Source organism: Sphingomonas sp. DBB INV C78, assembly GCF_042693015.1.
Taxonomy (GTDB): Bacteria; Pseudomonadota; Alphaproteobacteria; order Sphingomonadales; family Sphingomonadaceae; genus Sphingomonas_E.
Map to the genome: position 1 here is coordinate 4,610,153 of NZ_CP170544.1, position 14,656 is coordinate 4,624,808.

General features: G+C 66.9%; 16 protein-coding genes. 3 read left to right on the plus strand and 13 right to left on the minus strand.

Features of this window, described 5'->3' with window-relative positions:
• Positions 1-13: 13 nt before the first annotated feature.
• Positions 14-445, minus strand: coding sequence for an Hpt domain-containing protein (locus tag ACFB49_RS22055; protein ID WP_380873797.1), 432 nt, complete (start codon positions 443-445; stop codon positions 14-16).
• Positions 446-584: 139 nt separating this feature from the next.
• Positions 585-1,526, minus strand: a complete 942-nt coding sequence (locus ACFB49_RS22060) for a haloalkane dehalogenase (RefSeq protein ID WP_380873799.1) — start codon at positions 1,524-1,526, stop codon at positions 585-587.
• A 110-nt stretch (positions 1,527-1,636) separates the two neighbouring features.
• On the opposite strand from ACFB49_RS22060, the gene ACFB49_RS22065 reads away from it, so the two are divergent.
• Positions 1,637-2,098, plus strand: coding sequence for a nuclear transport factor 2 family protein (locus tag ACFB49_RS22065; protein ID WP_380873801.1), 462 nt, complete (start codon positions 1,637-1,639; stop codon positions 2,096-2,098).
• 184 nt (positions 2,099-2,282) lie between these two features.
• Here the strand turns inward: ACFB49_RS22065 and ACFB49_RS22070 are convergent, their stop codons facing one another.
• The 5 genes from ACFB49_RS22070 to ACFB49_RS22090 all read right to left on the minus strand — a co-directional run bounded on the left by ACFB49_RS22070 (position 2,283) and on the right by ACFB49_RS22090 (position 7,257).
• Positions 2,283-2,585 (minus strand): glycine zipper 2TM domain-containing protein, encoded by a 303-nt coding sequence (locus ACFB49_RS22070; RefSeq protein ID WP_380873802.1) that lies wholly within the window; start codon positions 2,583-2,585, stop codon positions 2,283-2,285.
• Positions 2,586-2,721: 136 nt separating this feature from the next.
• Positions 2,722-3,663, minus strand: coding sequence for an SDR family NAD(P)-dependent oxidoreductase (locus ACFB49_RS22075; RefSeq protein WP_380873804.1), 942 nt, complete (start codon positions 3,661-3,663; stop codon positions 2,722-2,724).
• Between the two features lie 254 nt (positions 3,664-3,917).
• The gene (locus ACFB49_RS22080) at positions 3,918-5,108 is read right to left on the minus strand and encodes a glycosyltransferase family 4 protein (RefSeq protein ID WP_380873805.1); all 1,191 of its coding nucleotides are present in this window, start codon (positions 5,106-5,108) and stop codon (positions 3,918-3,920) included.
• Complete coding sequence (locus tag ACFB49_RS22085) at positions 5,105-6,133, minus strand: Gfo/Idh/MocA family protein (protein WP_380873807.1); 1,029 nt, start codon at positions 6,131-6,133, stop codon at positions 5,105-5,107. The genes ACFB49_RS22080 and ACFB49_RS22085 overlap by 4 nt, the downstream gene beginning before the upstream one ends.
• A complete protein-coding gene (locus ACFB49_RS22090; RefSeq protein WP_380873809.1) occupies positions 6,130-7,257 on the minus strand; it encodes a Gfo/Idh/MocA family protein in 1,128 nt (375 codons plus the stop codon). Before ACFB49_RS22090 ends, ACFB49_RS22085 begins: the two co-directional genes overlap by 4 nt.
• Before the next feature lie 318 nt (positions 7,258-7,575).
• On the opposite strand from ACFB49_RS22090, the gene ACFB49_RS22095 reads away from it, so the two are divergent.
• Both ACFB49_RS22095 and ACFB49_RS22100 read left to right on the plus strand, forming a co-directional pair.
• Positions 7,576-7,710, plus strand: coding sequence for a hypothetical protein (locus ACFB49_RS22095; RefSeq protein WP_380873811.1), 135 nt, complete (start codon positions 7,576-7,578; stop codon positions 7,708-7,710).
• A gap of 28 nt (positions 7,711-7,738) precedes the next feature.
• Positions 7,739-7,930 carry a PspC domain-containing protein gene (locus tag ACFB49_RS22100; RefSeq protein WP_380873813.1) on the plus strand — a complete coding sequence of 64 codons (192 nt, stop codon included), beginning with the start codon at positions 7,739-7,741 and terminating at the stop codon, positions 7,928-7,930.
• A gap of 258 nt (positions 7,931-8,188) precedes the next feature.
• Here the strand turns inward: ACFB49_RS22100 and ACFB49_RS22105 are convergent, their stop codons facing one another.
• The 6 genes from ACFB49_RS22105 to ACFB49_RS22130 all read right to left on the minus strand — a co-directional run bounded on the left by ACFB49_RS22105 (position 8,189) and on the right by ACFB49_RS22130 (position 14,621).
• The gene (locus ACFB49_RS22105) at positions 8,189-8,674 is read right to left on the minus strand and encodes a hypothetical protein (protein ID WP_380873815.1); all 486 of its coding nucleotides are present in this window, start codon (positions 8,672-8,674) and stop codon (positions 8,189-8,191) included.
• 172 nt (positions 8,675-8,846) lie between these two features.
• On the minus strand, positions 8,847-9,773 hold the full coding sequence (locus ACFB49_RS22110) for a phytoene/squalene synthase family protein (RefSeq protein WP_380873817.1): 927 nt from the start codon (positions 9,771-9,773) through the stop codon (positions 8,847-8,849).
• Positions 9,774-9,781: 8 nt separating this feature from the next.
• Positions 9,782-10,363 carry a TIGR00730 family Rossman fold protein gene (locus tag ACFB49_RS22115; RefSeq protein ID WP_380873818.1) on the minus strand — a complete coding sequence of 194 codons (582 nt, stop codon included), beginning with the start codon at positions 10,361-10,363 and terminating at the stop codon, positions 9,782-9,784.
• Positions 10,360-11,841: a phytoene desaturase gene (locus ACFB49_RS22120; protein ID WP_380873820.1), complete on the minus strand. Its 1,482-nt coding sequence runs from the start codon at positions 11,839-11,841 to the stop codon at positions 10,360-10,362. The genes ACFB49_RS22115 and ACFB49_RS22120 overlap by 4 nt, the downstream gene beginning before the upstream one ends.
• Entirely contained in the window at positions 11,838-13,007 is a 1,170-nt protein-coding gene (crtY, locus tag ACFB49_RS22125; RefSeq protein WP_380873822.1) for a lycopene beta-cyclase CrtY, read from the minus strand. The genes ACFB49_RS22120 and crtY overlap by 4 nt, the downstream gene beginning before the upstream one ends.
• Before the next feature lie 36 nt (positions 13,008-13,043).
• Complete coding sequence (locus ACFB49_RS22130; protein ID WP_380873824.1) at positions 13,044-14,621, minus strand: ABC-F family ATP-binding cassette domain-containing protein; 1,578 nt, start codon at positions 14,619-14,621, stop codon at positions 13,044-13,046.
• Between the last annotated feature and the right edge of the window lie 35 nt (positions 14,622-14,656).

Here is a 14,656-nt window from a genome sequence, read left to right on the forward strand (position 1 = left end):
CCCGCGGGACGATTCAGGCCTGGCCGAAGCTTGTCGGTGAACGGCGGCCGAAGCCGCCGGCGGCCCGGCGCTGCATCAGCGGGCTTGCCTCGCGGTCGATCTGTTCCAGCGTCTGTTCGAACATCGGGCGCAGGCGGACGACATCGGGGATCAACTCGTCGGGATCGCTGCGGGTTTCGACGCAGCGGCGGGCAACCTTCTCGATATGTTCGGCAAGCGCCGCGAGATGCTCGGCGCCGAACTGCAGCGATTCGCCCTTCAGCGTGTGCGCCGGGATCACCAATGCGGTCGCGTTGCGGGCGCGCATCGCTTCCTCGATCGCGTTGATCGACTTCACGCCGTCTTCGCGGAAATAGCCGAGAATGCGGACAAAACCCGCGCCCAGCTCGGTGCGCGCGCGGGAGAACACGCTCCAGTCGACCAAAGCTCCAGTTTCACTGGTCACTTGCCCATTCCCCTTGCCTGACGGCTTCCACGGGGACTGCATTGCCGCAAAATCGTAAAGGTCGCGTTGACAAGCGGGAGAGGGCTTTGTTCCGCTTCGAAGGGAGAAGCCGGCCTGCGCCGGATGGCGGCCGGGCGGTTTACCCTGCCACCCCCCGCCAATCGACGATCCGCGCCGCCATCGCCGCGCCTTGTTCTTCCTGAAGGAAATGGCCGGCCCACTCGATCCGCGCATGCGGCTGGCCGGCGGCGCCCGGCACGCGGCCCTGGAACACCGCCTCCCACGCGATCGTCGACGGGTCGGAATCGCTGAACAAAGTGATGAACGGCCGGTCGAACCGTTCCAGCACCTTCCACGCGGCCTTGTTCTCGGTCACGCCCGGATAGCTGTCGTCGAGCGGGATGCAGCAGGTGATCTGCAACGTCCCTGCCTTGTATCCGGCGTCGGGGAAGGGCGCGTCATAAGCCGACAGTACCGCAGGCGCGGGCCGCTCGACGCAGACCGCGGCGATGATCTCGCTGATGGGCAGGTCGTCGCTTGTCCGGCAGGTCTCGGCCCATGCCTCGATGATCGGCCCCGGCCAGTCGGCGACGCCCTTCGGTGGCCCCTCGCAGGTCGGCAGCAAGGTGTTGGCGACCGCCACCGCGGCGAAGCGATCGGGCATTTCCGAAAGCACGCGCAGCCCGATCGGCCCGCCCCAATCCTGGCAGACAAGGGTGATCCGCGTCAGGTCCAGCGCGCGGACGAACTCCGCCAGCCAGCCTACCAGCTTGCCATAGCTGTAGCTCGCCCGTTCGGTGGGCTTGTCGGATCGACCGAAGCCGATGTGATCTGGGGCGACGACGCGATAGCCGGCCGCCACCAGCGGGCCGATCATCTTGCGATAGAGGAAGCACCAACTCGGCTCGCCATGGAGCAACAGCATCACCGGCGCGTCACGCGGGCCTTCGTCCAGATAATGCATCCGCAAGCGCCCGAGCGCTTCGTCGGTCACCTCCAGATAATGCGGCGCGAAGGGGAAGTCGGGCAGGCCTACGAAACGATCGTCGGGGGTGCGCGCCACGCCGGGGCGGATCAGCATCTCTGTCTCCATTTCCGCCTGCGCGTCCGCGCGGCCACATTGCGAGCGATAGCCCCTCCCTGCGGGGCGTTCTATGTCTCTAGGCCGGAAACAGAAAAGTGAGGGTGCCGATGCTCAGCCTGCAGGAGATTTCCGACCGCCTCGAAATACAGGACCTTTTCGCCCGCTACTCCTTCGCGATCGACGATCGCAACTGGGCGGGCCTCGACGAAGTGTTCACCGAGGATGCGATCATCGATTACAGCGAAGTCGGCGGCCCGCGCCTGCCCTTCCGCGAGATGCAGGCCTGGCTGGGGGAGGCGATGAAGGCCTTCAAGGGCTTCCAGCACATGGTCGCGACGACCGAATTGAAGCTCGACGGCGACAAGGCGACGAGCCGGACGATCCTGTTCAACCCGATGATCATGTTTCCCGACGGCAGCGAGCCCAAGGGCAATGACAAGGTGTTCTTCGTCGGGCTCTGGTATTGCGACAAGCTCGTCCGCACCGAGAAAGGCTGGCGGATCGCCGAGCGGCGCGAACAGAAAAGCTATTTTCACAACGCGCCGCCGGAACTCGCCCCGCCGGCTTGAAATCTAACTTTCCGCCCAATCTTCCGTTTGTGTCGAGCGGAGTTCGAGCGAAGCCGAGAACGTAGTCGAGACATCCTTTCCGCGAGCGCATCGCTTGGGGCTGTATCTCGACTGCCGCATCTCGGCTTCGCTCGATGCTGCTCGATACAAACGGGGGAGGGAAGGCGTGGTGGTTACGCCCCAATCACCCGCAGCGGCGCTTGCTGTCGACTTCCTTGCCGAGCAGTGCGCCAGCGGCCGCGCCGATCACCGTGCCGGTGGTGCGATCGCCATGCGTGTCGACCGCGCGGCCGAGCAGTGCGCCGCCGGCGCCGCCGATGATCAGGCCGGTCGTGCCGTTCGACTTGCGGCAATACATCCGCCCGTCGCGGCCGCGCCATTCCTTGTAGCGGTGATGCTTGCGCGCCTCGGCGCCTTCGATCGGCAGCGCCATCGCAACCGGAATGGTGAGCGAGACGGCGCCCAGCGCGAGCATGAATTTCCGCATGATTTTATCCCTTTGCGATCGTTTCTATGGTTCGGACGGCCCTTGCTTGGCCGGCCGCGCCTGAACGGAAGGCAACGGGATCGGGGCGCGCGACGTGCCGTGTGCCGGCGACGACGAGTTGCAAAAAATGTCGAAATCAGAAGCGCTCGCCGACCATCTCCTCGCTCTTCGCCCACAGCGCGCGGGCATTGTCCGGGTCGAGCGCATAGGGCCGCACGCCACCGCGGCCGAGGCCATCGCCGTGGATTACCTCGGCGACATGGCAATCCTCGCAGAAGCGGCCGCCGACCGCATCGGCCGGGGCGACGACAGCGGCCCAGACGGAGGTGGCCGCACCCTGCGGGATCGTCTTCCAGGCGAAGGCCGGTGCCCCCTCGGCCTGGCTCGCCTCGATCGCGGCGACCAGATCCTTGACGATCTCGGGCGTCATGTGGCGGCCAAGCTCGGTATGGATGCCGCCGGGATGGACCGATGCCGCCCGGATGCCGCGATCGCGGTGGCGCCGGTCGAACTCGACCGCGAACAGCGCATTCGCGGTCTTGGCGCGACCATAGGCAATGAACGGATCATAGGCCGTCCGCTCAAAATTGGGATCGTCGAGATCGACGTTCGAGTAGTGATGGCCGGAGGAGGAGAGCACCACCAGCCGCGCGCCGGGATTCATCAGCGGCGCGATCCGGTTGACGAACAGGAAGTGGCCGAGATGGTTGGTGCCGAACTGCGTCTCGAACCCGTCCGCCGTCTTGCCCTGCGGACAGGCCATGACGCCTGCATTGGCGATGACGAGATCGAAGCGATCCCCCTTGGCGATGAGCGCGTCCGCCGCCTGCCGCGCACTGGCGAGCGAGGCGAGGTCGAGTTCGACAAGCTCGATCCCCGCAATCGCGGCGGTCGCTGCCCGCGCCTTGGCGAGATCGCGCGCCGTGCCGACCACCGTGGCGCCATGCGCCGCCAGCGCCCGCGCGGTCTCGACGCCGAGCCCCGCAGATACGCCGGTGACGAGCGCCCGCTTGCCGGCAAGGTCGACGCCCTCCAGCACCTCGTCTGTCGTGGATGCGAAGCCGAATGCCTTGGTCATCAGATGCTCCCTTGATCGCGCCATTCAGCCCATAGGCCCTCCGACGCCTGCGCGTCAGATGTCAGAAGCGACAGTTCCTGTGCTTTGCCTGCCAAACCAACGAGAAGAGGACGTTGATAGCGTGCGCGCTGCGGGACGACGCGTCTCTTTCGCGCATCCCCTCAAACGTCACTCCAGCGCAGGCTGGGGTCCGTGGCTCTTTCGGCATAAGCCGGATGCCAGCCTCCGCGGGCATGACGGGCAGCATGTTGGGGCTAAGCCCCGAAGACCCGCACCAGCTCCGGCGCGATCCTGGCGAGGTCATGCCCCGCCTCCACCCGCTTGCGGCCCTCGACGCCCATTGCCGCCAGCCGTTCGGGTGGTGCCGCCATCGCATCACTCATCGCTGCGACCAGCGCGTCATGGTCACCGGGCGCGACCAGCCAGCCGCAACTTGCGTCCACCAGCTCGGGAATGCCGGCGATGGTGGTGGTGAGCGCGGGGCGGCGCATCGCGAAGGCTTCCATGATGACGATCGGCAGCCCTTCGGCATAGCTTGGCAGCAACAGGCTGCGTGCACCCTCGATCGCGGTGCGGACCTCGGCATTGGATCGCCAGCCGGCCAGCGTGATCGCGTCGGCCACATCGTGCTTGGCAATCTCCGCCTCTACCGCCGCGCGGCTCTCGCCGTCGCCGATCAGGGTGACGTGCAGGTCGGGGAAGGTCTTGCGCACCTCTGCCACCGCGGCCGGGATATGCACCTGCCCCTTTTGCGGGCACAGCCGGCCGACGCAGACCAGCGTCGATCCCGCGGGCGCGTCGTCGCGGTCGGGGAAATCCTCCAGCTTCAGCCCGCAATGGACGATGTGGATGCGGTCCCAGATATTCTCGCCGACATGCTCGGTCAGCCGCCCGCGGCAATATCGGGTGATGGCGATCACGGCGTGCGCATTCTCTATCTTGGCGCGAATACCGCCGCCGGGCAGGTCGATCAGCTCGTCGGGGCCATGGACGGTGAAGCTGTAGGCCGGGCCGCCCATCAGCCGGCTCAACATCGCCACCGCCGTCGCATTGGTACTGAAATGGCAATGGAGGTGGGTGATGCCGGCCTTCGCGGTTTCGCGCCGCAGCGCCGCCGCCTGCATCAGATAGGCGACGTGCTGGACCAGCCGGCCCTTGGCGGCGCGGATCAGCCCGAACCAGGCAGGCAGCGCTCGCGCGACGCAGTGGGGGCGGGTGAGAAGCTCCGCCAGAAAGGCCAGGAACAGCCCGGTCGTATTTCCCGTCAGCAGATAATGGGTTCGCTCCTGCTCGGCCAGATCAAGCGGATCGACCAGTGCCCCGTCCCAGTGGCGGACAGCGTAGCGCGTCACGGGCACGCCCGTCTCTTCGATCGCCGCGATCTCGCGCCGGATGAAGGTCGTGCTCGTCATCGGGTAGGAATTGAGCAGATAAGCGAGTTTCATCGGCACTCTGCCAATACGCGCTGGATGGCGAGCGATGTCGCGTGCGGCAGCACCGGGCTTTCGAGCTGGCGGCCCCGCACCATCGCGACGAAGTGCGCGAGCTCGGGCGCATAGGGGCTCGCGCCATAGGGATAATGCTTCGCCTTCAGGCTTCCCGCGAGATTTTTCGCCCGTCGCATCGCCGGCATCGCCGCCAGCTTCGCCTTGATCCCGCGGTCGGGCGTGTCGACGCCGAAAGCCGACGTGACATGGATATGCAGGCTTTCGGCCTTGAGCAAAGGCGGCGCGACGCTGATACTGCCGCTTGTGCCGCTCAATATCGCGCTATTGCCCAGCAATGTGGTGAGCGATGCCGTCAGTTGCGAAAGGCCGCCGCCTTCATGGTCCAGCAGGATGGCGGCATGGACGTCGACCCCGTCCTCGCGCCGCACGCTCGCCTGCGTCCGCGCGACCGGCCCCAGCGCCAATAGCGCCAGAGCCAGCGGATAGACTGCGCGGTCGAGCAGCACGCCGGCCCCCGGCCCGCCGAACAGGCGCGGCAGCGCCTCGCGGCTCGCCGGATAGCCGAAATCGGCGGAAAATTGAGTGAGCGTGCCGATCCGCCCCGATCGCGCTTCGGCCAGCATATGGTCGATCGCCGGCAGGAACGGCGTCGATATCGCTTCCAGGAACGGGCGCTGCGCCGCCTCCGCCGCCGCGATCACCCGCGCTGCCTCGTCGGGATCGGTGGCGAACGGCTTTTCGCACAACACCGCCTTGCCGGCCTGCAATGCGGCGATGCTGCTCGTCGCATGGTCGGCGGTGGCGTTGACGATATAGACCGCGTCGATCCTTGGGTCGGCCAGCAGCTTCGCCTCGTCGCCATGGCCCGCCAGCCCGTGCTCTGTCGCGAAGGCACTGGCCCGGCCGGCATCGCGCGAAGCGACCGCCACCACGTCCAGCCCTGGCTCGGCGAGCAGGCTTGGCATCATCAGCCGCGCCATGGCGCCGGTGCCGATCACCCCGATGCGGACGGGCGCGCTCACAGCCTGGCCCATTCCATCGGCGCGATCGGATCGAACCGTGTCGTCATCTGCTGCGCTCCCGCTGTCTCGCCCGCCGCCTGGATCGCCAGCGACACCTCGGTCAGGTGCAGCGCGAAATCGCCGGCCAGCCGCGGCGATCGGCCGGCGGCGACCGCGTCCAGCATCTCGGCAGGCCCGAGCGCGAAATTCATCGATGCCGCGCCGCGCCGCCCGACGGTGGGATGCGTCGGCCCGGATTTCAGCCGCACCTTCCGCGCGATCGGGCTGTTGATCAGCCGGCGCCGGATCACATGGCGCCTGCGGATCTTCACCGGCGCGGTGTTGCTCCAGCACTCGCCGATCTCGATCACGCCTTCGTCGCCGAAGATCCGCATCGCATGATCGTGCGGGGCGATGATGCTGCAGGTCAGCCGCGCCACCATCCCGCTTTCGAAGAACAGGCTGGCCGATGAATAATCGGGCGCGCTGGTCCCGCCGGTGATGGCGTCGGTGTCGAGCAATTTGGCCGATGCCGAAACCACCGTGGCGACGGGGCCGAACATCGCCATCAGCCAGGTCAGATAATAGCCGGCATGTTCCAGCGTGCAGCCGACCTGAAATTCGTCGACCGCAGGCCAGGGCGCGCCGCTTTCGCTGATCCATTTCGCATAAGGGGCCTGGGGGATGAAATCATCGTCCAATTCGGCATAAACGAGTCGCGGCTTGCCGATCCGCCCGTCGCGCAGCGCCGCCCATGCCGTCTGCGCCACTTCGCTCAGCACGCTGCACGGGGCGGAACCGATATGCAGTCCGCGCGCGGCGGCGAGCGCGATCAGCGCCTGGGCGTCGGCCATGTCCATGGCCAGCGGTTTTTCCGACCAGACATGGCAACCGGCCTCCAGTGCCGCACGGCTGACGTCATAATGCGATCCGGGGTTGGTGAGGTTCAGCACCAGATCGGGCGCTCCGCCCAGCAGCGCGTCCAGGCTCCCCGCCGGCGTCAGGCCCCAATGCGTGGCGAAGGCCGCCAGCCGCGCGGGATCGCGATCCCACACCGCCACGATCCTGATGTCGGGAAAGGTCTTGAGCGAGGGCATGTAGAGATCGGCGACGAAGCCGGTGCCAACGATCGCGATATTCGGCATCCGATCCCCGTGCTGTTCGTCCCCAAGGCCTTGCGAGCCGACATCCGCATAGCAGCCGGTGATGACAAGGCAAAGCGCGGGCGAGGCGACCGTCCGGAAATGGACAATTGGTCATGATGTGCCCGCTCACGGACAGGGGTGCGCGCCGATCATTGGTGAAATTTGCCAAATCATCGCAGTTCACTGGCGGACAGTAACGCCTCGAAAGAAAAAAATCGGCCTTCACCGCCATTCCGGGCAATTGGCACGGCCTATGCAATCCTTCCTGGCATCACCGGACGGAACATACCGGCCGGATAAACCAAGGGAGTGAAGACCATGTTCAAGTTCGACAAATCCAACGTCCAGCGCGTCGCCGTTTCGCTGGTTGGTGCCCTGATGCTCAGCGCCGCGTGCGTCACTGCCGCTGTTGCGCCGGTCAAGGCCGCTTCGATCTCCGCGCCGCGTTACTGACCCCTCCATCCCCCAAGGGGAAATGAAAATGACGAGCCGTTATTATCTCGACAAGAGCAACGCCAAGCTGATGGGCGTGTGCTCGGGCTTCGCCAACTATACCGGGGTCGATACATTGCTGGTGCGCATCGGTGCGCTGCTCCTCACGCTCTGCGTGTTCGGCGCACCGATGATCCTCCTCTACGTCCTCACCGGTTGGCTCGCCAGCGACAGGCCGTAACCCTACGGCCTGCCGCCCCGGCGGGCGGCCTGCCCCGAATGAGGGCGCTTTGCCGGCGGAAGCCGGCATTATTTTTGTCTTTCGAAGATGGTCGCTTCTCTTCTCCCCTCCCTGAAAGGGAGGGGTTGGGGGTGGGTAGGTGCGCGACAGCGCGCCCCTTTCGACCTTATCGCGCGAGCCAAAGCGGGGCATGGCCGCCGAGTGCCTCGGCGGAACCCACCCCCGCCCCTCCCTTGCAGGGAGGGGAGGTAGGAGGCGTTACTCTCCCTCCACCAACTTCAGCGTCTTCTCCGTGCGCAACGTGATGCCCGCCACATGGTCGGTGACATCCGCCCGCACCACATAATCCCCCGCCGGGTCTTCCGGGTCGATGAAGATGCCGAGCGACGCGTCCGACAAGGTGAGCGCGCCGCCGGCGGGCGGGGCTTTGCCCACCCACACGTCCGCCCCCTCATGCTCGGCATAGATCTGGCCCTGTGGCCCGATCAGCGCGAAATCGGCGGTCACGTTGCAGCGGCGCGCCAGATCGCCCTTGCAGCCGGTGAAGACGATGAAGCTGTCGACCACCTGTTCGCGCGCGATGGTGTCGACGACCGGCGACTGCGCGGCCCGGCCTGGTGCGGCCCAATCGCGCAGCAAAGCGGCGGCGTCATTGGTCGCGATCTGCTGGACCGCAAAGCCCTGCTTCCGCGCGAAATCGGAAACGGGTGCGGTCGCGGCAAGCAGATAGGCGGCGAGGATCATCAGGCTCTCCAAATTCCTCCCCAAGCTTGCTTGGGGAGGGGGACCGCCCGAAGGGCGGTGGAGGGGTATTGCGGCACCGTGGAGAATTGCCCCTCCACCATGCTGCGCATGGTCCCCCTCCCCGAGACAAGCTCGGGGAGGATCTCGCTAATCCCAACAGGTTAATTCGCCGTCAGCGCGGCCGCGTCCACAGCCCAGTGCGGTCGATCCGTGGGATGCGCTTGCGGTTCGCCGCCAGCATCGCCGCCTTCGCGCCCCAGGCGAGCTTCTGCGCGCGGCCAATGACAACGCGATGGTCCCACGCATGATCGCCCTGCGCCGCCACCTCGCGGGCGATGCCGGTATAGATGTCGGCGGCGGACAGCACCGCCCAGGCATCGCGAAAACCCAGCGCAGCAGCGCCGCCGCGGGCCGCCGCCTCATGTGCCTCGGCCTGCTTGGCCAGCCGTTTCGCCAGCACCGCGATCCGCGAACGGTAAAGCGGGCGCATCGTCTCGCCGGGCGGCACGTCCACCTCGGCCAGCCAGTCGTCGGGCAGATAGCAGCGGCCGGCCGCGTCATCCTCGTTGATGTCGCGGGCGATATTGGCGAGCTGGAAAGCGATGCCGAGGTCGCAGGCGCGGTCGAGCGTGTCCTCGTCACCGGCAGAAACACCCATCACCATCGCCATCATCACACCGACGGCGCCGGCGACATGATAGCAATAACGATAGAGATCGTCGGCATGGCGCGGCTGGAAGCCATCGGCGTCGAGCGCGAAGCCGCGGACCACGTCGCGCGGCAGATCGTGCGGGATGCCGCATTCCCGCACCACCACCCCCAGCGCGTCGAACGCCGGGTCGCTGGTCGGCTTGCCGACCAGCGCCAGCGCGGTCAGCCGCTCGATCTCGGCCAGGCGGGCAGGGGCATCCGCCACCGCGCTCATGCCATGGCCATGATCCTGCCCGTCGGCGATGTCGTCCGCGCGCCGGCACCAGGCATAAAGCAGCCAGGCGCGCTCGCGCGTCTCGCGCCCGAAAAGCTGGCTCGCCGCGCGGAAGCTCTTCGATCCCCTGGCGATGCTGTCGCGCGCGTGGATGACGAGCTGGGCCCGGTCCATGATCCGGCTCACAGGTCGCCGCGGACCATCTGGATGATGCTGGGTGCGGTGCGATGCGCGACCATCTGGTCTAGCAATTCCTCGATCGTGCCCGCCTCGATCAGATTGGCGCGGTGCGCCTGGCGGAGGAATCCGGCCGTGACCATCCCGTTCATGAAGGCGGTCAGATGATCGTAGAAACCGGCGACGTTCAGCAACCCGCACGGTTTGGCATGATAGCCGAGCTGCGCCCAGCTCAGCGCCTCGAACAGTTCGTCCATCGTGCCGATGCCGCCGGGGATGGTGACGAAGCCATCGGCAAGGTCGGTCATCATCGCCTTGCGCTGGTGCATGTTGGCGACGATGTGGAGGTGGGTGCAGCCATGGTGCGCGACCTCGGCATCGCGCAGCACCTCTGGAATCACGCCGATCACCTCGCCGCCCGCATCCAGCGCGGCATCGGCCACCAGCCCCATCAGGCCGAGCCGTCCGCCGCCATAGACAATGCCGATCCCGCGCGCCGCCAGCGTGCGGCCGACATGGCGCGCGACATCGGCGAAGATCGGGTCCACCCCCAGGCTGGACGCGCAATAGACGGCCAGGCGCTTCATCCCTTCAGATCCTCCAGCATCAACGCCGCCGTCGCCTTGGCGGAGCCCACCACGCCGGGGATGCCCGCGCCTGGATGCGTGCCCGCGCCGACGAAATAGAGGTTGGGGATGCGGTCGTCGCGGTTGTGGGTGCGGAACCAGGCGCTCTGCGTCAGGATCGGCTCCAGGCTGAAGGCCGAGCCCAGATGCGCGTTGAGGTCGGTCGCGAAATCCACCGGGGTGTAATGGAAGGATGTGATGATCCGGTCGCGCAGGCCGGGCATCAGCCGCCGCTCGATCTCGCCCAGAATGCGGTCGGCATAGATCGGCGCCACCTCGTCCCAGTCGATCGGCAGCTTGCCGAGATGCGGCACGGGGGCGAGCGCGTAGAAGGTCGAGCAACCCTCGGGCGCCATGCTCGGATCGGTCACGGTCGGGTGGTGGAGGTAGAGCGAGAAATCCTCCGCCAGCACGCCATGATCGTAGATATCTTTCAGCAGATCCTCATAACGCGGGCCGAACAGGATCATGTGGTGCGGAATGCCCGGCCACGTCCCCTTCACCCCGAAATGCACGAGGAACAAGGAGGGCGAGAAGCGCTTGGCCTCCAGCGCGCGCGTCGCCTTCTGCCCGCGCAGATTGCCGCCGAGCAGGTCGCGATAGCTGTGGACGACATCGGCATTGGTGGCGACCGCGGCGAAATCCCCGCGCCAGCCGCTCGCGGTGCGCACACCCGTCACTTCGTCGCCGAGCGTCTCGATCTCGACCACGGGATCATTGAGCCGGATCGTCCCGCCCAGCCGCTCGAAATGCGTGGCCATGCCGGCGACCAGTTTGTTGGTGCCGCCCTTGGCGAACCAGACGCCGCCATCCTTTTCGAGCTTGTGGATCAGCGCATAGATCGCGCTCGTCGTGAACGGATTGCCGCCCACCAGCAGCGTGTGAAAACTGAACGCCTGGCGAAGCTTCTCGTCCTTCACATATTTGGAAACGATCGAATAGACCGATCGCCAGGCCTGATATTGCGCCAGCGACGGCGCCGCCTTCACCATCGACTTGAAATCGAGGAAGGCGACGTGGCCGAGCTCTTCATAGCCCTTGGCATAGACGCCGGCCGAATATTGCAGGAACTGCTGGTAACCGACCGCGTCCGAGGGTGAGACGCGGGCGATCTCCCGCATCAGCGCCGCCTCGTCGTTCGAATAGTCGAAGCTCGTCCCGTCGGGCCAGTTGAGCCGGTAGAAGGGGCTGACCGGCACCAGGGTCACGTCCTCGTCCATCACCCGGCCGGAGAGCGCCCAAAGCTCGCGCAGGCAATCGGGGTCGGTGATGACGGTGGGGCCGGCATCGAACACGAAGCCGTCCTTCTCCCACACATAAGCGCGGCCGCCGACGCGGTCGCGCCCTTCGATCAGCGTGGTCGTCACGCCTGCGGATTGCAGGCGGATGGCAAGCGCCAGCCCGCCGAAGCCGGCGCCGATTACGGCCGCATTTCTCATGCCCGCAATGGTCTTTCCTTCATCACCCGGATCGCGCGGGTAACCGGAACGGGCGGCCGGCCGGCGAGGATGCGGAAACGATCCCCCTTGGTCGATTGCGCGGCATAGAAACGCTCGATCAGGTCGCGATCGAGGCCATAGAAACGCTGCATCACCTTGTAGCGCGCGTCGGGATCGGCGGCGCGGAACAGCATCCGGTCGAGCAGGCGATAGAAACCGCGCTCCTCCCATGTCTTCCGCGCAAAATCGTGCATTTCTTCATGCAAGCTGCGCGATGCGGGCTTGTCGAGGCCGGCGACGAACATCGCCGTGCGCACCGCATCGGGCAGCGAATAGCCGGTGGTCGGGTGGAACAGCCCGGCGCGCACGCCCGCCTTCGCCACATCCTTGCCGCCCGATTGCCAATAAGCGTCGAAATCCCCGCCCAGCGCCACCGGCAGCACGCCCGTTTCCTGTCGCTCGATCTCGGCGATCTCCCAGCCCTTGCCCTCCGCATAGGCCAGGATGCGATCGGCGATCACCTCCGGGTCGAGGTCGGTGTCGTCGCTATAATAAGTGTCCTCAATGAGCAGGCGCGTCTCGTCGATCGGCAGCACATAGACGAAGCGATAGCCGTCGACCTGGGCGACGGTGGCGTCCATCAGGATCGGCCGCTCCAGCCCGTGCGGCTCCTCCAGCCGGACGACCTGGCCCAGGAATTTCTGCCAGCCGAGATCGAGGTGGCCGAGATCGCCCGGCCCCCGTGCGTCGATCACTGCCTTGGCCTGCACCCGGTCCCCGCCGTCGATCAGGATCGTCGTCTTGTTGAGCGATGCGATCCGCCGGCCCGTCATCACCAGATCGTCGCGGAGCGTGCGGCGCACCACCGCGTCCAGCCGTTCGGACAGGATCGAATAATAAGGCGTGCCCAGCCGCCGCCGGCGCTGCGGGAAGGCAATGTTGTAGCCGCGCCAGCCATGGCAGACGAGCGGGGCGAGCAGCCAGCGATCCTCGTCCGCCACGTCCGAATGGAAGAAGGACCAGACATGGTTGCCGCCGATCGTCTCGCCTTCCTCGACCAGCAGCACGCGCAGTTCCGGCCGGCGCGCGGCCAGCGCCAGCGCGATCAGCGCGCCAGCCAGCCCGCCCCCTGCGATCGCCAGGTCACAATGCTTCGTCGCCACCATGTGAGGGCAAGCCTTACACGGATCACATGGGGCGCGTCATCCCTTCACCGCGATTTGCCGCTCCACCCCGATCGCATCGAGGAAATCGCGGTCGTGGCTCACCACCAGCAAAGCGCCGTCATATTCGGCGAGCGCATTTTCCAGCACTTCGATCGAAGCCATGTCGAGATGGTTGGTCGGCTCGTCGAGCAGCAGCAGCCAGGGCGGCCGTTCACCGGCCAATACGCAGGCGAGCGCAGCACGCAGCCGCTCGCCGCCGGATAGTGCGCCCACCGTTTTTAGCGCGTCGCGGTTGCGGAAGGCGAAGTGGGCGCAGGCGGCGCGGGCGGCCTGTTCGTCGAGCGCGGGGTTCAGCCGACGGAAATTGGCGAGGATGGTCTCGGCCCGATCGAGCAGGCTGACATGCTGGTCGAGCATGGCGATCCGCCCTTCGGCGCGGCGGACCGTGCCCGACGCGGGCGTCGCCAGCCCCACCGCGACGCGCAGCAGGCTCGTCTTGCCCGCGCCATTGGGGCCGGTCACGGCGATCCGCTCCGGCCCGTGCACGTCGAAGCTCCACGGCCCGAGCGTCCGCGCGCCGGCGCGCAACGTCACACCCTCCATCGCCAGCAGCTCGCGATTCGCGGGCAGCCCGCTTTTCGGCAGCGCGATCATCAGCGGCGTGACCACCTCCACCTGCGCGCGGGCCTCGGCCAGTTGCGCGGCCACCTCGTCGCGCAGCCGGTCGGCCAGCCGCTGATCGCGCCCGGCACTATTCTCCGCCCGCTCGGCCATCGCGCCGAGCAATATCTTCGGTTCGGAGCCCCTGGCGGCGAAGGCGCGTCCGGCCTTGTCACGCCGCGCCTTCCTCTCGCGCTGGCGCTGCACCGCGCGATCGGCGGCACGGCTGGCCTGATCGGCGCGGTCGAACTCACTCTCCGCCCGCGCCCGCGCGGCATCGCGCGCGTCCGCAAATTCGGACCAGCCACCGCCGAATATCCGCGCCCCCATCGGCGTCAGCTCGACGATCCGGTCCATGCCCTCCAGCAGCGCACGATCATGGCTGGCGACGAGCACGCCACCACGCCAGCCCGCGATCAGCGCCGCGATCGCCGCGCGGCCCTCACCGTCGAGATTGTTGGTCGGCTCGTCGAGCAACAGCAGATCGGCCGCGTCGATCAACAGCCGGGCCACGCCGATCCGCATCCGCTCGCCACCGCTGAAACTCGCGATCCGGCGGTCGAGCGCAACGGCCGGCAACCCGGCTTGCGCCAGCGCCGCCTCGATCCGGCTCTCGAGCGTCCAGTCGGCCTCGGAGAAATCCTCCTCGCTGCCCTCGCCCGCCTCGATCCGGGCAAGGCGGGCAAGCATCGCGCTCACGCCTAGCACGTCCGAGACCGTCAGGGTCTCGGGCCAGTCCTGCACCAGCATTCCGCACGTGCCGGCGCGCGTGATGCTGCCGGCTACGGGCTCAATCTCGCCCGCGGCGATGCGCAACAATGTGGACTTGCCCGATCCGTTACGCCCGACCAGCCCGACGCGCTCGGCGCCGACGGCTAGCGTCAGATCATGGAAAAGCGGCCGCTGGTCAGGCGTGGATGCGGCGACGGAATCGAAGGTCAAAAAGGCAGGCATGGATCACCGTGGAGCGGGAGGGGGCAAGGCGGTTC